A 21,114-nucleotide genomic window follows, 5' to 3' on the forward strand; every position below is an offset into this window, starting at 1 on the left:
CTTCCTCGTTGTCTTGAAGAACTGCCGCTCAGTTGCCGGGATAAGCCGTGCCGGTGCCCAGGAAACGCTTCGTCGTCTCGCGAGCGGCTTCCTCAGACTGCGCCTTGCGCGCCGCATCCTCGGCCTCGGCCCGGAACTGGGTCGCAAGCAGCGTCTGGATCTGCATCTGCTGCTTGGTCGAAAGCGCGATCAGCTGATTGGTAGCCTGGCTTGCCTCGAGGGCACCTGCCGCGCCCTGACTGCGATTGACGAGATCGGTAAGCAGGTCGCCATCGGCCTGCACGTTCTCGACGATCTGCGACTGCGCGCTCATGGTCTGGCGGAACGCCTGCATGGCGCTCTGCCAGCGCTCGCGCGCGGCGCTCGCCACATCGCTGACCTTGATGGTGGCGTCGTAGCTTTCCGGATATTGCTGGCGCCACTGGTCCTGCAGCTTGTCGAGATCGAAGCTCAGGCCGCTCGCCTGGGTCATCAGCCCGTCAATCCGTTGGAGCGAGCCGGTAAGCTGGCCCACGGAAGAGAAATCCAGGCGCTGAAGGTTGCGCGCCATGTTCTGCAGCATGGTCGCCTGGTTCTGAAGCGACTGGATTTGGTTGTTGATCTGCTCCAATGCGCGTGCTGCCGACAGCACATTCTGCGTATAGTTGGACGGGTCAAACACGATTAGCGCATAGGCCGGCTGGACGTAGTCAGCCATCGGTTTGGCGATCAGGGAAACGGTGACCAGGCTAGTAAAAAGGCGGCGTCCGATCATGACGATTGCTCCTTGTTAGGTTGAGGAAATTGCTGGAGAAGCTCGGCAGCCCAATCCAGGTCGCGCGCACTGAAGAAACGGGCGGCAAAGCTGCCCTGCCCTTCTTCGGAAAGAATATTGTCGATCAGGTTCTGGGCGGCCGGGTCGGAGGCGCCGCAAAGCGCAAGAGCGATCGGGCCTAGGCCGAGCTCGAAGAGGCGATTGCCGCGGCGCGACTGCAGATAGTAGTGGCGCTTCGGCGTGGCGCGGGCGACCAATTCGATCTGTCGCTCATTAAGACCGAAGCGCTCATAGGCTGCCCGTGCCTGCGGCTCCACCGCACGATCATTGGGGAGAAAAATGCGCTGCGGGCAGCTCTCGACGATTGCGGGTGCGATAGAAGAGCCGGCGATGTCGGCAAGCGACTGCGTCGCGAAGATGACGGAGACGTTTTTCTTACGCAGCACCTTAAGCCATTCGCGGATGCGGGCGGCAAAGAGCGGGTTGTCGAGATAGACCCAGGCCTCGTCGAGCATGAGCAGCGTCGGCCGCCCGTCAAACCGGTCCTCAAGACGATGGAACAGATAGGTAAGCACAGGCAGCACAGCGCCTTGGCTGTGCATCAGCTCCTGGGTTTCGAAACACTGCACATCCGAGATGGCCAGCCGGTCGTCATCGGCATCGAGCAGGCGGCCGAATGGACCGTCGAGCGTGTAGGGCATCAACGCCGATTTGAGCGCATTGGACTGAAGCAGGACCGACAGGCCAGTCAGCGTGCGTTCCTGCGCCGGCGCGGTGGCGAGGCTGGTGAGCGCCGACCAGATTGCCTCCTTCACCTCCGGGGTGACGGTGACATTCTCGTGGGCAATGAGGCCGGCGATCCATTCGGCCGCCCAGCTCTGTGTGGCCGGGTCGTCGATGTGGCGCAGCGGCTGGAAAGCAAGCCCACCATTCGCACCCAACGCATGGTGGTCGCCGCCCATGGCAAGCGCGGCGGCGCGGGCCGAATTGCCTTTGTCGAAGACATAGATTTGCGCGCCAACGTAGCGCCGGAACTGCAAAGCGATCAGGGCAAGCAGAACCGACTTGCCGGCACCGGTCGGCCCGACAATCAGCATGTGGCCGACATCGCCGATATGGGTCGAAAGCCGAAACGGCGTCGAGCCGCTGGTTTCGGCGAAAAGAAGCGGCGGAGCGTAATCGCCGGTGACCTCGGCAAGGTGCTCGTTCTCCGCTGGACCTGCCCACACGGACGACAGCGGCATGAGATGGGCAAGGTTAAGCGTGTGAACGAGCGGCTGGCGAACGTTGGCGTAGACATGACCCGGCAATGAACCAAGCCACGCTTCGACGGCATTGATGCTTTCGCGAATGGTGGTGAAGCCGAGCCCGTTGACGATCCGCTCGACGGCGCGAAGCTTTTCCGCGGCGGCTTTACGGTTCTGATCCCACACCGTCACCGTTGTGGTGAGATAGCCGAAGCCGACATGATCGCCGCCCAATGCCTGCAGTGCTGCATCGGCATCGAGCGCCTTGTTGTCGGCGTCGCTGTCGACGAGAGGCACCGGTTCGTTGGTCACCACCTCGCGCAGAATAGCCGCGATCGATTTGCGCTTGGCAAACCACTGCCGGCGGAGCCGAGTCAGCGTCTTCGTGGCTTCCGCCTTGTCGAGTGGAATGAAGCGCGTCACCCAGCGATAGGCGAAATCCTGGTTATTGAGCGCATCAAGGATTCCTGGCCGGGTGACGTTCGGAAAGCCGAGAACTGTCAGCGTGCGCAGATGCTGTTCGCCCAGCATCGGCTCTAGGCCGCCGGTCAGCGGCGCGTCAACCAGGACGCCGTCGAGATACATTGGCGTTTCAGGCACGGCAACGGGATGACGGCGGGTCGAGATCGTGCCGTGCAGGTACGTCAGGGTCTCGGCATCGTCGAGCGCGCGCACCTCGGGCACGAAGCCCGAAAGAAGATCGAGAACGCGGTCAGTCTCGTCTCGGAACCGGGCAAGCTCCTGGCGCCAGTCTCTTTCCCCTCCCAAGTGATGCGAGTCGACGAGAGCACTTTCCGCGCGCGCTTGGCCATCGGGCCCTGGCATGAAGACCAAGGTCAGATGATAGATGCTCTCGAAATGCGCGACCTTGCCCTCGAAGGCCGCGCGCCGTTCCTCATCGATCAGCCATGAGGCAGCATCGGGAAGGGCCGAGCTCGGATAGCCCAGCGCTTCGATGCGCTCGGCCTCGAAGAACAGCGCCCAGCCAGAGCCGAGCCTTCTCAGCGCATTGTTTGCCCGCGCGCATATGCCGATAAGTTCGGCCTCCGTCGCGCTTTCAAGGTCGGGGCCACGAAACCGCAATGTCCGTTGGAAGCTGCCATCCTTGTTGAGCACGATGCCGGGCGCGACGAGTGCTGCCCAGGGCAGATGGTCGGCAAGCCGGTCGGCTTTGCCGCGGTATTCGGAAAGCTTCAGCATGCAAGCCAGCCCTTCTGACGAAGATGACGGACAAGTACGCTGGCAAAGTCCGGGTCGCGCCGTGCGGCAAAGACCGCGAGCGTGTGGCCGGCGATCCAGAGCACTAGACCGCCAATCCACTGCTGCAGGCCAAGGCCGATTGCGGCGGCCGCGGTGCCGTTAAGGATCGCCACCGCCCGCGGCGCGCCACCGAGCAGGATCGGCTCAGTCAGCGCCCGGTGGACGGGCACCTCGAAGCCTTGGATATGCTTCTCTCCCATGGCCATCAGACGAGCGCCCCGCCACCAAAGGAGAAGAAGGAGAGAAAGAAGCTCGAGGCCGCGAAGGCAATCGACAGGCCAAAGACGATCTGGATCAGCCGGCGGAAACCGCCGGCCGTGTCGCCGAACGCAAGGGTAAGGCCAGTGGTTATGATGATGATCACGGCAACGATCTTGGCCACCGGCCCCTGCACCGATTCCAGGATCTGCTGAAGCGGCTGTTCCCAGGGCATGCCGGAGCCGGCAGCGTGAGCCTGGGCCGTGAGAAGAAGCGCGACGGCGGCGGACGAAAGAAAGCAAGTTTTCTTGCGCATGAGATGACCTTTCAAAGCTGCTGGAGTTGCGGAAGAGTGAGCTGGCCAACGGCGTAGTCGCCACTGCCGTCGAGGCCTGTGACCTCGGCAATCGCGTCTATGCGGCGCGACGATCCGCGTCCGGCGATGAAGACAATCAGGTTGACAGCATCGGCGATCAGCCGGCGGGGAACGGTGACGACCGCTTCCTGGGCGAGCTGCTCGATCCGGTAGAGGGCCGAGCGCGCCGAACTGGCGTGGACCGTGGTGATGCCGCCGGGGTGACCGGTGTTCCACGCCTTCAGCATGTCGAGCGCTTCCGCGCCTCTGACTTCGCCGACGATGATGCGGTCGGGCCTCAGCCGTAGGGTCGAGCGTACGAGATCGGCAAGTGTGACGGAGCCCCGCCTCGTCCTCAGCGCAACACAGTCCTTGGCCGCGCATTGCAGCTCGCGGGTGTCCTCAATGAGGATCACCCGCTCATCGCATTCGGCGACTTCTGCCAGAAGAGCATTGGCAAGGGTCGTTTTGCCCGATGATGTGCCGCCGGCGACCAGGATGTTGCGCCGCTCGCGTACCGCCTTCCTCAGGGCATCAGCCTGCAGCGGGAGCATGATGCGATCGGCGACATAGTTGGCCAGCGTGTAGAGTTTAGCTGCCGGCTTGCGGATCGCAAAGCATGGCGCCAAGACGATTGGCGGCAACAGGCCCTCGAAACGCTCGCCTGAGGGTAGTTCGGCACTGACGATTGGGTTGTCCGCATGCGCCTCGGCGCGCACGTGAGAGGCAACGAGGCGGACGATGCGTTCGGCCTCGGAAGGATGCATATGCACGCCGGTATCGACCCGGCCTTCTCCCAACCGGTCGAGCCGCAGCGCGCCGTCGGGGTTGACCATCACCTCGATGACGGTCGGATCGGCAAGGGCCTCGGTGATCGCGTGGCCCATGGCTGTGCGCAGCATGGCGCGGCGGCGGTGGTCGGCTGCGGGATGAGAGCTCATCCTTCGCCTCCATTGCCATTGCCGTTGCCAAGCGAGCGCTTCCCGGAGGCGATCTGGCGACCGACCTGCTCGACGAATTTGTCAAAGCGCTCTTGGGCAATCGCCTGTGTCGCCCGATCCGGGACCGGCGTGTGGGAATGAAGCGTAATCGAAAAGCGTATGAAGAGTGCGAGGCTCTCCAGGATCACCTCGACATCGGTTCGGATATGGTCGAGGTCGCGGGAAAGACGGTCGAGACGCCTGCCATAACGATTGTCGAGTTCGTTCTCGCCACGCCGCTCGATGAAGGCCTCGACCGCTTTCGCAACGATCGCCGATTTTGTGGTCGACGGGTTGCGGCTGAGCGTTTCCAGCTTCTCGCTTAACGCGGGTTCGAGCAGAAACTGGTGGCGAATGCGATGGGGCTTCATGGGGCTCGTTCCGACTGGCCGGCGCTGATGCGCCGGCGGCGGGAACGAACATCGCCGATATCTGAAAAATCGCTTATGGGCGTTATCTACGCTGAGATACGCCTGAGCTGCGAAAGCGCTTAGAAGCCGGGGATGATGTCCTTTTCGTCGCCCCTTCCCTCGTTGATACCGTAGGCGCTGGCTGCGGTGGAAACCCGGTCCATGACGCGCTTGTCTGCGAGTGCCTCGGCGTCATCGTCCGCCAGATTGAAGAGGTCGTCTTGATCAGGCTCCTGAGAGACGACGACGTGGTCTTCAGGCAGGCCGGGATGACGCTGCTGTTGCACGCCGCCGTCTTCTTCGATTGCCGCGCCGGCGTTTTCGTCATCTGCAGCGAGACGGCGGTCAACACTGCGGACTAGTCCGCTCCAATCGTCGGGGCGCGACGCAGGACAGTCCGCGTACAGACCGTCGCGCAACACCGGCGCCGGCAGCACCCGTTCGGTGAAATTCTGGTCCTCGTAGTAGCGGAGCTTGTTCGCACGGATCGGCGGCAATCCTGATATCAGCACCAGCTCGTCCGAAGGCGGCAATTGCATCACCTCGCCTGGTGTCAACAGCGGTCGCGCAGTTTCCTGGCGGCTCACCATGACGTGCGAAAGCCAGGGTGCCAGCCGATGGCCGGCATAGTTACGCATGGTTCTGAGTTCCGTCGCTGTACCGAGCGCGTCCGAGATGCGTTTGGCCGTGCGCTCGTCATTGGAAGAAAAGGAAATCCGCACATGGCAATTGTCGAGAATGGCGTTGTTCTCGCCATAGGCCTTGGAGATCTGGTTCAAGGATTGAGCGATCAGATAGGCGCGGATGCCGTAGCCTGCCATGAAGGCAAGCGCGGTCTCGAAGAAATCGAGGCGTCCGAGCGCCGGGAATTCGTCGAGCATCATGAGGAGTTGATGCCTGCGGCTCTTCTTCGGGTCACCCTCCAGGCGCTCAGTCAGCCTGCGGCCGATTTGATTGAGCACCAGTCTCACCAGCGGCTTGGTGCGCGAGATGTCCGACGGCGGCACGACCAGATAGAGCGACATCGGCCGCTCGGCATCCATCAGGTCCGCAATGCGCCAGTCGCAGGTCGATGTTGCCGCGGCCACTGTCGGATCACGATAGAGCCCGAGAAACGACATCGCGGTCGAGAGCACGCCAGAACGCTCATTTTCCGACTTGTTCAGCACCTCGCGCGCTGCGGAGGCCACGACCGGATGGACCTGGGGCTTGTCCGCCGTGCCGAGGTGATTGGTCGTCATCATCCGCTGCAGCGTCGCGACAAAGGAGCGTTGCGGATCCGACAGGAAGGTGGCGACGCGGGCGAGCGTCTTTTCCTCTTCGGCATAGAGCACGTGCAAGATGGCGCCGACCAAGAGTGAGTGACTGGTCTTCTCCCAATGATTGCGCCGCTCGAGCGCACCTTCCGGATCCACCAAGACATCAGCGATGTTCTGGACATCGCGGACCTCGTTCACGTCTTTGCGCACCTCAAGTAGCGGGTTGTAGCGTGCTGACCTCGGATCGGTCGGATTGAACAAAAAACAGTACGAGAACTTCGACCGCCAGCCGGCGGTCAGCTGCCAGTTCTCGCCTTTGATGTCGTGAATGACGGCCGAGCCGGTCCAGGAAAGAAGCGTCGGAACAACCAGTCCAACACCCTTGCCCGAGCGCGTGGGAGCAAAGGCCATTACGTGCTCCGGCCCGTCATGGCGAAGATAGCGGTCCTTCAGCTTGCCAAGGAAAACACCGGCTGGTCGAAACAGCCCTGCCTTCTCGATCTCCCAAGACACGGCCCATCGCGACGAGCCATAAGTGGTGACTAGGCCGCGCTGCCGCGCACGCCAGAGGGAGCCAGCGATGGCGGCCGCGCAGCCCATGAAGCCTGTGGTGGCCGCAAGCATCCCGGCCGTGTCGAAGACCTCGGGCGCGTATGCGTCGAAATGGAACCACCACTCGAACAGTTGCCACGGCTTGTAGATCGGCCATCCGGCTGCGACAAACCATGGGAGCCCGAGTTGCGGCTGATAATCTAAAGTTTGGGCGCACCATTGAGTCGCTGTCCATACGCCGAGAATGACGATGGCGAACACAATGACTATCTGACCGACAAGGAGCTTCGTCGGTGTCATGGGCGCAGCCTCCGAGTTTTGTTAAACGGAAGCAGGATGGCGTGACGTTTCAGAATATTGAAGATACCCAATATACGCGCCCGTGCGATGCAGTGAACGTAGCAGCTTGGAAGATTGGGGGCGCCAAGAAATGTCATCGCGAAGGCACGAGCGAATGACTTGTATTGGCCGAGAGCGGTGTGGCAGCTTTTCGATCATGGTTGGCGTAAGCGGCCATTCACATCTAGTTCGTAGGTCGCCAGAACCGCTCCTCGACGACCGCCGGTTGATCTCCAGGAACTCTGAAGCGCTCCTCTCTCACGGAAATGTCGAGGTGCTCGTGGAACAGCGCGACGTAATCGCGTTGGTCCTGGAAGTCAGACGGCACCTTGCCTAGCCTGGCGGCTACGTCGAGGGATGCTCCTCCGGTAGAGGTCACCGGGATGACTTTCGCATGCGGCTGAAGTTGCCTGAACATCTCGTATTCCGCGACGATTCCGCCCATGCCACCGATGAAGACCGCCGCGCTGAACTCGTGCTCCTCGAACATGCGTTGCCGCATGAGCCTCAAACTCGCCTCACGATCATCATTGAGCCTCTCCGTGAAAACGACATTCCGGAAGCGCTTGTTGTCTTCAGGGAACTCGTCCTTGAAAAACTCGGACTGATAAAGCGTCACCCACTCCGCGTAGTTGATGCTCATCCCCTCGGACATGACAAAGATCATTGGAGTAATCGCCGGATGGCCGCCCCAGATAAGGCGCCTGCGCCCCAGCGCCACGTATGCGAGAGCGGACACCGCGGCGGTTATGGCAACGGTATCTGCTGTCGCCGCGAATTCTGGGCCACGCCGCGGATCGGGAACCCCCGCCGATAAGAAGATCGCGTCAGCCATTAGTCGTCCATACCTGCCAAGGCCCATCCTGCCTCGGACACCCGTATCGTCTTCACTGCCTTAATCTGGTCGTCCAACCACGCGAGATGCGCAATCCAACTATCGCGAATTCCGATGTGATCGTAAACAAGTACGGGCACCCCACCCTGTTCGGCCTTCTTTGCCTTCGTGGCGACGTCGTTCAAGGTCTCGGCCGATGGGATACCAACGATCGGATAAGCCCAGATAAGGCGATCGTTCAGCAGCCGCACAGCAATTGCCCGGTGGGCGCCCACAGCTTCGACCGCGCCGCCGATTTTCTCGACGTCCGCCCTGAGCTTGCCTGTGATAGACATGTACCGCGCGGCGATGCTCATGCTTCGGAGTCGCTCCACGCGGAGCACGATCGAATCTGCCGTTGTATCTACGATCGGTCCATCAGGACCGAGGAGTTCTTCAGGATCGAGATATACCGTCTCAGCCATATCCATCAGACGACTCGGCGTATGTTCCGGCCAGATCACACGAATAACTTGGATCTCCTTGGCCCGAGCACGACCAATCTCCTGCCGCGTCCATCGGCTCGCGAAGTAGCTGGGAGTATCAAGCATAACGACAACGTCGGAGTCGACCAGCCGATGCCACAGCACATCCTGAAAAGGTTCACCAGGACGTATATCATGCGTGTCGAGGAAGACGTCGAACCCTCGAGAGTTGAGGAGGTCATGAAGCTGCAACGCCGCAGCTCGGGACTCCGTTCGTCTGTAGCTGACAAATACCCGGCGCTGCGCGCGCAGAAGGCCGACGCATTCCAAGGCAGCTCCTGAAAGCTCCGTCAGAGCCGGATCGTCGGACCGGCGCCTTAGCCCGTTCGCGAACTGCAGCGAGGGCGGGATTGTGGCACCAAAATCGCCCAAGTGATCGACCGTAGGGATGATCGGTAAGCTTGCGTCTTTGAGTTCGTTTGCAACATCGACATCGAACTCTTTGGCACCGCCGAAATAAACGGCCGCAAAAGCGTTCCGCGAATCTCGCTTCCGAACGGATTGGCCGTCGTGAAGCAGAACTTCCGTCCCGACCGATAAGCCAAAATCGGCGATCATTTCTCCTATCGTGGCCGCGAGCACGATGCGTTCTTTCTCGGTCGGCGATCCAAGTATTGCTAGCTCGTAGAAACTCATCGACCTGCGAGCCCCGCTGCGGTTTCAATCCATCCGCCTATGTTCTGATGTCCGCGCTGCTGCGTGTAGTCATAGGCCATACAGTGAATCGAGATCTGGACGACGCCGTCCGTCTTGGGAGCAGCGAACCACAAGTCACTCTCTGGGATGGCACGTCTATAGTCAGAATAAGACACCCACTTTCCGCCTTTCCACTCGGCGAGATAGATGGAACCACCGCTCCGGTAGACACCCATCTGCGCGAGTGGATCGTACCCCTTGGTAGATGTGTATCCGCTCCTGTCCTTGACGCCATGGATGTAGACCGTCAGCAAGCCGTTGCCCTTGATGATGCTGCGTGCGATCTCATAGCGCACCCAGCGCCTCCGCCAAGTCTCCGCTCCAGTTAGGACGCAAGTCACCGATGTATTCTCGAGTCCCCTACGGAGAAAGGCCTTAAGCGTGTCGTCATTTTCGCGTTTGGAGGCCTCGAACACGCTTTTATCGAAAAATCCGACGTCGATATGGTCAGGCTTCGCCACCCATGAATTGCGAACATTCCACGCACGCCAGACGTCGGATAAATAGTGGTAGGAAAAGAACGTTCTACGCGACACTGGCTATTTTCCTACTCAGAGCGTCTGATTGCCGTAAAGGTGGATCCCCTTCCCCGCCGCGTCGAAGCTCCCAATCCCGCCAGTCGAGGCTTCATCGAGATGTCGGTAGAGCTCCAGATACTCATTGCCGTGCGTAACGCCGCGACCGTCGCGTGTGGGAATGACAAGGATGCGATTCAGACTTTTGACCCCGTCCGCATACCCGATCTCCCACGGACACCAACGGCTTCCCATGGAATTCTGGGTCGCGAGGAAGAAGAACATCTCCAGGTCGCGGATCTTCGCCTGGATTTTTTCCGCTGTTCGGCGATCCGGTCGCTCCGGCATCGTCCCGTCTTCCCAGTCGATGTAGACCTCCCATCCATTTCTGTGGAGGAAGCCCTGCAATCCTTTGGCGAGTTCGGCGTCAAGGTGGCTGTGACACAAAAACGCCGTACGTTTGTTTTGCGCCCGCCCTTCGCTCGCTGATTTCCTTACCGTCGAGTAGCTCGCCGAGTTACGAATGTCGTTTTGGTCAATGGCCATGTAATTCCCTCGCTCGAGCGCGGATTCTTGTCTGATTCGGAAGCCTCAGGCGAGTTCCCTGCCTCGATCTTAAAGTGAAATTATTCCCTGCGACCCCAAAAGCAAATCAAGTAAAACAGTCAGAATCACAGTGTTATTCAATGCAGAATCAGGTTTGAATTCATGAAGATTTTTTGGCTAAATATCTCTGCGCTTATTTTTGGGATCTGACACAATCGACTGTGCAATTTGCATCGAATAGCACGATTGAGCAAAAATCGGCTTGGCTGAGAGCCGTTCAACAGCCTGTTACGGAGGGGCTCTAATTCCAAGCCGCGAACGTATGCCTCGAGACAAGCTAGAGCATAATCTGACCTGATGGAATCGCGAGGGATTCCCATCGGGGAGAATATCTGATTCATCATGTCGGCTGGGTATGGAGGCCAGCAGGCATGGTTAGAGCCATATCGGAGGATTTGCGTTCGCGAGTGATCGCAGCGGTTGAGAGTGGCCTGTCGCGGCGGGCTGCGGCGGATCGTTTCGGTGTTGCCGCGGCAAGCGCGGTCCGCTGGGTCCGCGAATGGCGAGAGAGCGGCGCGACGCGGGCAAAGCCCCAAGGCGGAGACAAGCGCTCCCAGCGGATCGAAGCCTACCGGGATACGATCCTAGCGGTGATCGAAGGTCAGGACGACATCACACTGGTCGAGTTGGCTGAATTTCTCAGGGCGGAGCATGCGGTCGTGTTCGCGCCGAGCACGATCTGGCGCTTTCTCGACCGTCACTCGATGACCTTCAAAAAAAACAGCGCACGCCAGCGAGCAGGATCGGCCCGACGTGCTCGCGCGGCGACGCGCCTGGTTCAAGGCCCAGCCTGATCTCGATCCCGAACGGTTGGTCTTTATCGACGAGACCGGCGCATCGACGAAGATGGCTCGCCTGCGTGGACGGACAAAGCGGGGCATGCGGTGCCGATCTCCGATCCCGCACGGGCACTGGAAAACGACTACTTTTACAGGCGCATTGCGCCTGGACGGGCATGACTGCGCCGATGGTCCTCGACGGACCGATGACGGGTGAATGGTTCGCCGCTTATGCCGAGCATGTATTGGCGCCTACGCTTCGAGTTGGTGACATCGTCATCCTCGACAACCTGCCCGCTCACAAAGTCGCCGCCGCCCGCCAAGCGATCGAAGCGGCCGGCGCGCGAATGCTCTTCCCGCCTTACAGCCCCGACTTTAACCCGATCGAGAATGCCTTCTCCAAGCTGAAGTCGATCCTCAGGAAAGCCGCCGCACGCAACATCCCCGAGCTTTGGGACGCAATCCGCGACGCCTTGCCACGCTTCACCGCCGAGGAGTGCTCAAACTACTTCTGCGCCGCAGGATACGAGCCTGAGTGATCAGATTCTGCTCTAGCCGATTGTTAAAGGTCCGGGATTGGGCCATTGCTGCCTGGCAGCCCTGGGGCCGAAACTGGGCTGTCGGTTGTTGGCGGCAGTCACGCAGATAGCTGCCGTTCTACAGCCGACCCATTTTTAGCCGTTCGGCTCCCGAGTCCAAAGTCCTTGCGGCCACTCGTGGTGAGCAGGCGTGACACGCTGCCGTGCATTCTGCATGTATCCCAAGAAATTCTACGTTTTGTGCTCGCTCTGGCACCAAGCTTCACGTGAAAAACCGCTTCTTAAACGCACCTCGCACATGGTGTGCGCCACGTGGAAACCAAGCGCTGGCAGAACTGGGCATCGTGCCATACGCCTTCCGCTTGGACAGTGCCAGAGCGATCTTCTTCCGGCTAGAAGGCATAACCCAAACACCCAGGTGTTGCCCGTTCCAACAACCGGAACAGGTGCAGCGATCGAGTAAATTGAGGGCGACTACCCGCCGCATTTGGCGAACGAAATCTCGTTCGCCAGCCTTTCCGTCACAGCCTGCTACCTAAGCCCTTAGACGAATAGCTTCCTCTACCCAGGATTCAATGTTGTTTTTGATCGTATCATACACACCCTTACTGTCTATCCCGCCTGGATCGTAGGTTTTGGCCCAATTGGTCAAGGGCTTTTCGTCGGCACCGACCGTAAATGTGCTGAATGGATTGGCGCCTTTGCACTTGCATCGCCATTTCTATCCAGCAGACGATGAACGTGGATGCCCACTAGCGCCTTGCCATTATCGAACGCATACTTAATTTCGTGCCTTACCCACTTCCGCGACGCTGTGTTGGCGCCGATGAGGACAATGACGGTGCTCCGACCGACCATGTTCCCGGCTATCCAATCCGCCACGGCCTTGTCGCCCTTGCGCTTGATTTCCTCAAACTCATTGGCGGACACCAGCGCCTGCCCCTCAATTGCGCCGATGTTCTTGACCGTGCTAACCCGCCAATTGTCTTCGTCGTAGTAGAAACTGTAGAAGCATTTCCTTGCCATGAATTCACCCTCGCAAATCAAAGAGTAAGCCAGAAATCTGCCGATACGACAACCGAAATCATTTCGTCCGGAACATTTTAACCGATGGTTGTTATTGCACGTTGCGATGGCTCCGGCGCGCGCTCTGGCTGATCAAAGGCCTGCCTTCAAGCCCTGATAAGCAAATCCCGACAGGCAGGGAGCCATGGCTGGCGGACCGGGTCACAAGTCAATTTGCAAGTCCCTGGAGCGAAGTCCGTGCCCCTGGATGGCTAACACGCGGATGTCCACAAGCCTGCTTGGCGAGTTGTCGGCTTGCTCATGGCTTCGGTCGGCTGATAAGTTGAGTCGCCCGAAGGTGCTATATAGGGAGCGCGCTGACTTGGCTTACGAGTGGGACGTCTTCATCAGCTATCCCCGCCACGGTCAGGTTGGAACATGGGTTAGCAATCACTTCGCTCCTGTACTGCGGGAATGCTTAGACTCAGTGCTCCCTCAGCAACCACGGGTGTTCATCGACAACGGAATTGAGACCGGCGTCATCTGGTCCGACGTGCTAAAGCAGGCCTTGCTCCGCAGCCGTCTGCTGGTTGCCATCTGGACCCCGCCGTTTTTCCGCTCACACTGGTGCATGTCCGAATGGGAAAGCATGCTTGCGCGCGAGGCCTTTCTAGCCGGCGGGCGGCCACCGCGCGGACTTGTCTACCCCGTGGTTTACTCCGATGGGAATCACTTCGCGCAGAAGGCAAAGCAGACCCAGTTCAGGCGCGACCTGACAGCGTTCACCTACCCCTATCCCGGCTTTAGAGACTCGGCCGCCTACCTCGCTTTTCACGACGCGATGATGGCCATTGCGGCGGATATCGAGACGCATCTCCAGACGGTCCCGCCTTGGCAGGCGGATTGGCCAATAGTAGAGCCCCCGGTTGAGGCATCACCCCCCGTTGCGTTACTGGAGCTTTGACCTTGGCTGGTAGCGTCGTAACGTTCTACTCATATAAGGGCGGCGTCGGCAGATCTTTCGCCCTCGCTAATGTCGGCGTGCTGCTGTCCCGGTGGGGCTTCCGGGTTCTCTGTATTGACTTCGACCTTGAGGCACCAGGCCTCTCGCACTTCTTCGGCTCTGTGGCACAGGACGACCAGACGCGCGACTGGCTTGGCGAGGGGCCCGGTCTGGTTGAGCTCGTTGCCCGCTACAGAAGACACCCCGGGGCACCGCTTGCTTGGCGTGACCACGTCCACCGCTTAAGCTCCCCGTCGCTTGGGGGAATCTCGCTGATGAAAGCGGGCCAAGCCGATCGGACATATTCCCAGCGCCTGCGCCGTCTGAATTGGAAGAGCCTTTACCGCTCGGGTCTCGGGGGCGCGTTGGAGCGGATGTTCGGCGAGTTGCGGGATGAGTTCGACTACGTCCTGATTGACGCTCGCACGGGCGTCACAGACTTTTCTGGCATTATTGCTGCGCAACTCCCCGACGTGCTCGCATTTCTGTTCACCGCAAATGAGCAGAGCCTCGAGGGCTCGATCGAGGTCGCACGGCGTGCGGCCAAAGCCCGCAACGGTCTCGCCCTGGACCGTTCGCGGCTCCTGCTCCTTCCGATACCTGCGCGCTTCGAAACCCAGTTCGAGCATCGGATCTCGATGGCGTGGCGGGACCGGTTTGCGACCGAGCTTGCTGAGTTCTATCGGGGTTGGGCCGGACCCACGGACTCGACCGCTCGGCTTATCCAAGCCACCACCATCCCTTACGTGCCGTATTGGACCTTTGGGGAACGGCTGTCCGTCGTCGAGGACGAGACCGCGGACCCCCTCGGCATCAACTACAGCCTTGAGACCCTTGCCGCGTTGTTCGCTCACAGGCTGGGCCAGACGAGCCTTATGCTGGAGAGCCGCGACGATTACGTAGCCGCAGCGAGGCGCATCGCTGCCGGCAGTAGGCGTTCTAGGTCAGACGTGTTCCTGAGCTACGACCATGTTAACACGTTCGCGGCCGAAGAAATGCGGGAGGCGCTTTCGAAGCGGGGGCTTTCGGTCTTCATGGACCGTTATGAGCTTCAAGCCGGAGAGCCGTCTGAGGCGGCGCTGCGATCCGCCATTGAGGCGTCGGACCACATGCTAGTATTGGTAGGGGACGGCACGCGCGAGCGTCGTTGGCAGGAATTCGAGATTCGCGCTTTCCAACGGCAAGCCGCGACCGACGGGCACTCTAGATTCATCGTGCCGGTCTTGCTGGATGGCACGCCCACCTCGGCAATACCCGACCTTCTGCGCCACATGCAGTATGTCGCCGTTAGCCTCGACTTCGATTCCGCTGCGAGAAAAATCGTAAAGATGCTTAGGCCAGCGCAACTGGAGCCTGGGCCCCGTCCCGGTCGGAAGTGCTACATCAGCTTCGACGCCGTGCATGACATGTGGCGGGTTCAGCAGATCCGAAACATGGGTCGAATAGAAACGCAGCCGATACTGGATCGGGAGGCCTGGGACAAGGTTCTCAGGCGTGGCGACAAGGCCATCACTGCCTGGGTTGACGACAACATGCGTGGGAAAGAGTGTCTGATCGTGTTGGTCGGTGCCCAGACCGCTGACCGAAAGTGGGTGAGGTACGAGATAGAAAGGGCATGGCGCAACGGCCTCGGCATCCTCGCGATCGACGTTCACAATCTCAAGGACCGGGACGGGCGGTCCTCAGAAAAGGGGGCGAGCCCCTTCGATGCGCTTTTGATTGAAGGCACTGCCATGGACGCCCAGACCTATGACCCCCCGTTTACCGACAGCGTAGCCGTTTATGAATACATCCGGGATAATCTCAGGCACTGGATATCTCATGCCGTGGACGCGCGACGACACCGAAGTTGACGCGCAAGGACGCAACGTTGAGAAAGGTGGCCAGTTCAACTTTCCTTTTCCATCACAGCAAGAAATAGGAATTGGTTGCGGACGCGACCCGGGGCGATTGAGAGCAAAGATTTTTTCGATAAGAACGATCTGAAATTCCTCATGAGAGTGAGGCGACGACAGCTCCTTTCCCGCGATCCGCCTCGGCAATTCGGCTTAGCCCATGCCGAAGAGCGCAGTAGGCCAGTCGAAACAATTGACTGGGTATACAATCTGCGCGCCGCGCATCCGATATCGCGCGCTAATACAAGGCAGCAGCAGCTAATATGATCGACATTACGAGCTTTGAACGTCCGACCTTAAGACGCGTTGGCTGACGTTCGTGGACAGGGCCCGCGAACATCCGCTTCTGGGAGAAAGCAAGTTTTGTCTGAACGTCTCAGATTGGGCGCGTTCCCGCCTGGCAGCTTTGGGGCCGACTGCCGACGGTCCGCTATCGAAAGAAGCCAGCGAATAGCTGCCGTTTGGCCACTCAAGTGCGTCGCCCACGACGCGGAGCTGACTTATTGGTGGCCTAAAGCGTTTTGGTCCCTTGGCCGGCTAACCCGAATGCAACAACCTCTTGGAATAGCCCGTCGAGGCGACCATCACAGTTGTTGTAGCCGTGGCAGCTCTGCGGGACTGCACGTCGTTGAAGATCGAAAAGCAATCCAAGTATGCCACTGAAACCCCTTGAAGGATCACCACGCGAGGTAACCCCATTCCTTGTGAACTGCTCTCAGAGGTCGGCCGCTGAGCAACCTTCCCTCCCCGCGCCTATGCAGGCGCCTTATTATACCGAGCATTTCGCGGCGACCGCTTTTTCCAGTATCCTCGTCACATGCCCCACACGCCTATGACGCCCGAGACCGCTTCGCCGATAGACGGCATCAGGCCTGCCGCCGCAGCACGCCGGCGCGACGACTTCAAGCCCATCGTCAAGATCCAGCTCGCCCAGCGTGTCGGCTACCTGTGTTCCAACCCAAAGTGCCAGCGGCTGACCGTCGGGCCACGCAAAGGCGAAGAAGGTGCGAACAACATAGGCGTGGCCGCCCACATCAAAGCCGCGTCACCCGGAGGGCCCCGCTACGATTCCAGTCAGAACCCGACCGAACGCGCGAGTGCGGATAACGGAATCTGGCTCTGCGCCGACCATGCCCACCTCATTGACCACAACGCCAAGGAGTTCACGGTCGAGAAACTGGAGAAGTGGAAGCAGGAGGCCGAAGAGCGCGCGTTCCAGCAACTTGCCAGTGGCAAGGGTCCAGCGATCATCGCCCAACTCTCGGACGAACTTATCCAGCAGTTGGCGCCATACATTTCACGGCTCGGTCTGCCGCACGATGCCGATCTTGCGACTGTAAAGGCGCAGGTACGCGCGGCGTCGCTGGCGGATATTGAAACCTATGAGCGGCGACGGAGCTGGCCAAGGCATTCCGTGGAACTTGAACTCGGGGTGGAGGACGTCGAGGATGTTCAAGACGTCCGCAACCTAGACCAAGGCCACTTCGCTCAGGTTCTCGCTACGGCGCAGCATATCGTCCTGCTGTCGGCCCCCGGCACCGGCAAGACCACGACCCTCATCCAGATCGCCCGCAAGATGATCGAGGCAGGTCCCGTGCCAGTGTTCGTGCCTCTTGGCGCATGGGCCGAATCCGGTAGAGACCTCTTTGACTGGGCATCCCGACGGAGAGTTTACGAGGCGCTCTCCAGTGCGCACCTCAAGTTCTTGGCAGACCATGGCGAGCTCGCCCTGATCCTGGACGGCTGGAACGAAGTCCCCGACACAGCACGCCGCCGTCTCATCAAGGAGATAGAAGAACTTGAAACACTGTTCCCGCTGCTGAACGTGGTTATGAGCAGTCGCCGGACCGCCGTGGACGTCCCGCTTGCAGGGCGCCGTATCTCTGTCCTCCCCCTGTCGGACGAGCAGCAACGCGAAGTCGCGAAGGGCATGAGGGGGCAGGACGGCGTCAGCGTGCTCGATGCCGCTTGGCGTACCGTCGGTCTGCGCGACCTCGTAACGATACCTCTATATCTGCACGCCTTGATGGAAGCGACCACCTCGGGAAAGCTACCCGAGACGAAGGAAGAAGTACTTCGCCGCATGGTCGAAGCCCACGAGGCCATTCCCGCCAACAAGGAGCTATTTCACCGGGAACTGCATGACGCCCAGCATACCTACCTCACGACCATCGCGGCGACCGCCCAACTGTCGGGTACGCCGACAATTCACGATCGCGATGCGCGTTCGGCAGTATCGAGCGCAAGCGAAAACCTCCTGTCTGACGGGCAGATTTCCACCGCACCAAACCCGCCTCACGTCCTCGACGTCCTTGTGGGCAGTCATTTGCTGATCAGGCATGACAGCCAGCTCTACTCGTTACAGCACCACGCGCTACAGGAGTGGTTTGCATCCCTTGACCTGGAGGCGGGGCTCGTAATGGCAGGGGATGACCTCAGCCTAGAGCATCCGCTTACGACAGTTGCGCTCAACGACCGCAGCTGGACCGAGGTGGTCCTTTTTGCATGCGAGCGAATGTCGCGGAAAGACGAGGCGGGTGCCAAGGTTGTTGCGAAGGTTGTGGATTTGTTGCTGGGTATCGACCCAATCTTCGCCGCGCATGTTGTCGCGCGATCGGGGCCGACTGTTTGGCAGATCATTGGAGACAGGGTCGTAAGGTTCGGGCGTGCCTGGCATACGCAAGGCCGGTTAGACCGCGCGGTCGGTTTCATGATCGAGACTAAAAGGCCCGAGTTTGCGGATATCGTGTGGCCTTTCGTTTCCGGCGACAACGGTCAGAAGCAGATGAGCGCGATGAGGATCGTGCGTCGCTTCAATCCGTTCGTCCTCGGAGATCGTCTCGCGCGGGACTTCGCGGGACTGCCTGATCAGGCACGCGAGACATTAGCCACCGAATTGGCGTTTCATGGCGATCGGGACGCCCTCGATGCGGTCCTCGCATTGGCGCTGAATGAACACAATCTGGAAATCCGGCTTCGCATCTTTGAAGGCCTCTCTTTCCGTGTCGCCACGCGGCAAATGGAGGAGCTTCTGCGAGCCTCTGGTGACGAGTTGGCGCAAGCAGTCGCACGAAAGAACCAATTCGACGGGGTTCGGGATCCAGAACTACTGGCTGACCTCTTGGAAAGGCGAAAAGCCCTAGTTACAGCCGATGCATCGCCAGAGGTCCGTTTGGCGAGGGCCCTCGACTCCCTTTCGGACGAAGAAGCAGCGGTGACGGTTGAGCGCGAACTGAAAGATCTCGCATTCTCGTTCAAGGACCGCGGACATCACATCACGCACGAAGCCTGGAACCGCTTTCCGCGCCACGTCGCCGTGGCGCTCAGGTGGCGAGTGGAGAATGGTCTCGACCTACCCTATCAGCCGCTGCAGTATTTGGAAGGCGCCGAGCCCACCGACGACGACCCTGTAGCCACGCTGACGTTGCAGGACGACAAGAGCGATCGAGCAAGCGTGGCGTGTTTTCTAGCCGGGGAGCGTACCGTTCGGGAATTGACCGTTCGCTACCTTGATACCAGACGCAAGTTGCGAGCGGACGGCGAGCGGACAGAGGCTGCCTACGGACCCTCCCACAAGCTTGCAGACAAGCTGGAAAGCACGCGCGCAAGCGTGCTGATCGACGTCTTGCAGGAGTTCGCAGAAGGGCTAACTTCAGATGAAATCAACGACCTCGCCGATGTTCTCAGCCGGCACGGTCGCGGAGGGGATATCGAACACTTGCAGATGCCCCCTGCCAGCAGACCAGCTGCCGTCAAACTTATAGAAGGATGGGGGCAGCAGCTCCTCGGCAAGTCAGCTTCACGGCATCACATGGCCCAACTCACGTGGGCGATGCGCCGCGTTCCTGATGCTTGTCAGGTACCCATATTGAACAGGATGGTCGAAGCAGACCTCGCGGGTCTTGCCGCGGCAAGGGCGGCGTATGCGGTCAACAGGTCCAACGAGAATGCCTTGAACGAAATGCGATGGTCTCACGTTCACGAGTACCGCATCATGCTGACAACTATCGGCAACGACGAGGCCGAAGCGGTGCTGAAGCGTTATCTTCTCGACGCGGACTTCGGTCCGGAAGCGGCTGTCGGGCTCCAAGTCATCTGGCAGCAGCGAAACGAACCAGCGCCTGACGACAAAGATCGCAAGTTCAGCCAATGGCCCGACTTCGCCCGTGCCGTCGCAAATCGGTCAAGGGACCGCACCCAGAGCTGCGACACAGCGGATCTGCTTTTCAAGGTCGCAGAGACCTGGGGTAAGGCCGGATCCATGAAAGAACTTGGACGTGCGGCGCGATTTGCCGGCTGCGCCGTGCTGCTTCCGCATGGCAACCGCACGGCATTCCTGATCGACTTCCTGCAGGCCGAGTTACCACACCGGCTGCGGCTAGAACTTGCGCAACGCATGACGGTCGGCGGTCTTGTCGTGCCCGCTGGCATCATCATGAAGGGGCTGTCGGATGCGATGGCCGAGCACGGCGATCGTAAATGGATACAGGACAATGACCTATACACATTGTTTGACTGGCTGGAACTGCTACCGGTCTCGGATCAGCCGTTCGCGTTGTTTGACGGACTCGATGCGATGGCCGCAAAATTCCAGTTCGGCGAATGGCGTATCCGGGATCTGTTGAACAGTGTGCGACATCTGGAAGAAGGTCTTCGGATCGAACTTTTGCGTGGGCTCGTATACCGCTACCCGAAGTTGACTGACCAATACGAGCTGTTTCTTGCGCTCAAGAATCCGGGGCAGGCAACGCTGGACTTCCTACTGGAAATGGCGGCCGGGAAATACGGCAATGGACCGATCGAGCGCGGTACACGCTTTGACTACCCCGACGAATTGTTTCTGACGCTCTCGCCAGAGGCGCGGGAGAACTTACCGGCGCGATATGACGCGGTAAATGATGAGCGACAGAAGGCGCTGCTCGCGGGCATCCTTCTCGCTGGAGCAGATCACGCCACCGTCCTGAAGCTTGCACAAGACAAGACCGGACGCCATGTCATCGGTCAATTTGGCTGGAATACGCGCTCCAAGATTCTGTATTTCCACCAGCCGACTGGCAACGGTTCGTCGTCTTACTCTCTCATCCCACGCGATCTGTCCGAACTCCGTAAAGGACTGTACGGTCTGACCCAGTCTTCTGATCCCGAAACGGCCAAATTCGCTGCCGACTATCTGGTGCAGATTGACGCCGAGCGTGATGAGGAAGGTGGGATTGATGCTGGTCCCCGCCATCCGGATATCTCCTCAGGTCGGCCGTGGCCCGTCGTGAAAGAGGTGGGCAACGCAGGGTTGCCAGATGCATCTCCTACTTCCGCCTAGAATGGTCTATCGGCAAGCTGAGCCGGGGCGCAGGCGCTGCAAGGGC

15 protein-coding genes and 1 pseudogene are annotated in these 21,114 nt (G+C 59.8%); 4 read left to right on the forward strand and 12 right to left on the reverse strand.

Going from position 1 to position 21,114, the window contains the following annotated elements:
* Positions 1–28: 28 nt before the first annotated feature.
* The 11 genes from trbJ to NKH06_RS16475 form a co-directional block, all read right to left on the reverse strand.
* The gene (gene trbJ / locus NKH06_RS16425) at positions 29–754 is read right to left on the reverse strand and encodes a P-type conjugative transfer protein TrbJ (RefSeq protein WP_023669263.1); all 726 of its coding nucleotides are present in this window, start codon (positions 752–754) and stop codon (positions 29–31) included.
* On the reverse strand, positions 751–3,201 hold the full coding sequence (trbE, locus tag NKH06_RS16430) for a conjugal transfer protein TrbE (RefSeq protein WP_352809057.1): 2,451 nt from the start codon (positions 3,199–3,201) through the stop codon (positions 751–753). The genes trbJ and trbE overlap by 4 nt, the downstream gene beginning before the upstream one ends.
* Positions 3,195–3,467, reverse strand: coding sequence for a VirB3 family type IV secretion system protein (locus NKH06_RS16435; protein ID WP_023735761.1), 273 nt, complete (start codon positions 3,465–3,467; stop codon positions 3,195–3,197). Before NKH06_RS16435 ends, trbE begins: the two co-directional genes overlap by 7 nt.
* Positions 3,467–3,775 carry a TrbC/VirB2 family type IV secretion system protein gene (locus tag NKH06_RS16440; protein ID WP_352809054.1) on the reverse strand — a complete coding sequence of 103 codons (309 nt, stop codon included), beginning with the start codon at positions 3,773–3,775 and terminating at the stop codon, positions 3,467–3,469. Before NKH06_RS16440 ends, NKH06_RS16435 begins: the two co-directional genes overlap by 1 nt.
* Before the next feature lie 11 nt (positions 3,776–3,786).
* Complete coding sequence (gene trbB / locus NKH06_RS16445) at positions 3,787–4,755, reverse strand: P-type conjugative transfer ATPase TrbB (protein WP_352609757.1); 969 nt, start codon at positions 4,753–4,755, stop codon at positions 3,787–3,789.
* Positions 4,752–5,165, reverse strand: coding sequence for a hypothetical protein (locus NKH06_RS16450; protein WP_023711820.1), 414 nt, complete (start codon positions 5,163–5,165; stop codon positions 4,752–4,754). The genes trbB and NKH06_RS16450 overlap by 4 nt, the downstream gene beginning before the upstream one ends.
* A gap of 119 nt (positions 5,166–5,284) precedes the next feature.
* The gene (locus tag NKH06_RS16455) at positions 5,285–7,315 is read right to left on the reverse strand and encodes a conjugal transfer protein TraG (protein ID WP_352794724.1); all 2,031 of its coding nucleotides are present in this window, start codon (positions 7,313–7,315) and stop codon (positions 5,285–5,287) included.
* A 223-nt stretch (positions 7,316–7,538) separates the two neighbouring features.
* Positions 7,539–8,189 (reverse strand): Thoeris type III anti-phage system protein ThcA, encoded by a 651-nt coding sequence (gene thcA / locus NKH06_RS16460; RefSeq protein ID WP_352809048.1) that lies wholly within the window; start codon positions 8,187–8,189, stop codon positions 7,539–7,541.
* On the reverse strand, positions 8,189–9,349 hold the full coding sequence (gene thcB4 / locus NKH06_RS16465; protein ID WP_352809046.1) for a Thoeris type III anti-phage system protein ThcB4: 1,161 nt from the start codon (positions 9,347–9,349) through the stop codon (positions 8,189–8,191). Before thcB4 ends, thcA begins: the two co-directional genes overlap by 1 nt.
* Positions 9,346–9,945: a TIR domain-containing protein gene (locus NKH06_RS16470; RefSeq protein ID WP_352893428.1), complete on the reverse strand. Its 600-nt coding sequence runs from the start codon at positions 9,943–9,945 to the stop codon at positions 9,346–9,348. The genes thcB4 and NKH06_RS16470 overlap by 4 nt, the downstream gene beginning before the upstream one ends.
* Before the next feature lie 15 nt (positions 9,946–9,960).
* Complete coding sequence (locus tag NKH06_RS16475; RefSeq protein ID WP_352809040.1) at positions 9,961–10,470, reverse strand: toll/interleukin-1 receptor domain-containing protein; 510 nt, start codon at positions 10,468–10,470, stop codon at positions 9,961–9,963.
* Positions 10,471–10,901: 431 nt separating this feature from the next.
* Between NKH06_RS16475 and NKH06_RS16480 the strand changes: the two are divergent.
* Positions 10,902–11,848: pseudogene (locus tag NKH06_RS16480) on the forward strand (IS630 family transposase).
* Between the two features lie 648 nt (positions 11,849–12,496).
* Here NKH06_RS16480 and NKH06_RS16485 read toward each other — a convergent pair.
* Positions 12,497–12,874, reverse strand: a complete 378-nt coding sequence (locus NKH06_RS16485; RefSeq protein ID WP_352893430.1) for a TIR domain-containing protein — start codon at positions 12,872–12,874, stop codon at positions 12,497–12,499.
* A gap of 262 nt (positions 12,875–13,136) precedes the next feature.
* Between NKH06_RS16485 and NKH06_RS16490 the strand changes: the two genes are divergently transcribed.
* The 3 genes from NKH06_RS16490 to NKH06_RS16500 all read left to right on the forward strand — a co-directional run bounded on the left by NKH06_RS16490 (position 13,137) and on the right by NKH06_RS16500 (position 21,068).
* Positions 13,137–13,817: a TIR domain-containing protein gene (locus NKH06_RS16490; RefSeq protein ID WP_352893431.1), complete on the forward strand. Its 681-nt coding sequence runs from the start codon at positions 13,137–13,139 to the stop codon at positions 13,815–13,817.
* A gap of 2 nt (positions 13,818–13,819) precedes the next feature.
* Complete coding sequence (locus tag NKH06_RS16495; RefSeq protein ID WP_352809031.1) at positions 13,820–15,709, forward strand: KGGVGR-motif variant AAA ATPase; 1,890 nt, start codon at positions 13,820–13,822, stop codon at positions 15,707–15,709.
* An 874-nt stretch (positions 15,710–16,583) separates the two neighbouring features.
* The gene (locus tag NKH06_RS16500; RefSeq protein WP_352893433.1) at positions 16,584–21,068 is read left to right on the forward strand and encodes an NACHT domain-containing protein; all 4,485 of its coding nucleotides are present in this window, start codon (positions 16,584–16,586) and stop codon (positions 21,066–21,068) included.
* The last annotated feature ends 46 nt before the right edge of the window (positions 21,069–21,114 follow it).

Origin of the sequence: Mesorhizobium sp. M1342 (assembly GCF_040317955.1) — a bacterium.
Lineage (GTDB): Bacteria > Pseudomonadota > Alphaproteobacteria > Rhizobiales > Rhizobiaceae > Mesorhizobium.

Bases quoted from the DNA above. Each gene is read 5' to 3' on its own strand.
- NKH06_RS16490 (WP_352893431.1), top strand. From the start codon at position 13,137: ATGTCCACAAGCCTGCTTGGCGAGTTGTCGGCTTGCTCATGGCTTCGG.
- NKH06_RS16450 (WP_023711820.1), bottom strand. From the start codon at position 5,165: ATGAAGCCCCATCGCATTCGCCACCAGTTTCTGCTCGAACCCGCGTTA.
- trbJ (WP_023669263.1), bottom strand. From the start codon at position 754: ATGATCGGACGCCGCCTTTTTACTAGCCTGGTCACCGTTTCCCTGATC.
- thcB4 (WP_352809046.1), bottom strand. From the start codon at position 9,349: ATGAGTTTCTACGAGCTAGCAATACTTGGATCGCCGACCGAGAAAGAA.
- trbE (WP_352809057.1), bottom strand. From the start codon at position 3,201: ATGCTGAAGCTTTCCGAATACCGCGGCAAAGCCGACCGGCTTGCCGAC.
- trbB (WP_352609757.1), bottom strand. From the start codon at position 4,755: ATGAGCTCTCATCCCGCAGCCGACCACCGCCGCCGCGCCATGCTGCGC.
- NKH06_RS16455 (WP_352794724.1), bottom strand. From the start codon at position 7,315: ATGACACCGACGAAGCTCCTTGTCGGTCAGATAGTCATTGTGTTCGCC.
- NKH06_RS16440 (WP_352809054.1), bottom strand. From the start codon at position 3,775: ATGCGCAAGAAAACTTGCTTTCTTTCGTCCGCCGCCGTCGCGCTTCTT.
- thcA (WP_352809048.1), bottom strand. From the start codon at position 8,189: ATGGCTGACGCGATCTTCTTATCGGCGGGGGTTCCCGATCCGCGGCGT.
- NKH06_RS16435 (WP_023735761.1), bottom strand. From the start codon at position 3,467: ATGGCCATGGGAGAGAAGCATATCCAAGGCTTCGAGGTGCCCGTCCAC.
- NKH06_RS16485 (WP_352893430.1), bottom strand. From the start codon at position 12,874: ATGGCAAGGAAATGCTTCTACAGTTTCTACTACGACGAAGACAATTGG.
- NKH06_RS16475 (WP_352809040.1), bottom strand. From the start codon at position 10,470: ATGGCCATTGACCAAAACGACATTCGTAACTCGGCGAGCTACTCGACG.
- NKH06_RS16500 (WP_352893433.1), top strand. From the start codon at position 16,584: ATGACGCCCGAGACCGCTTCGCCGATAGACGGCATCAGGCCTGCCGCC.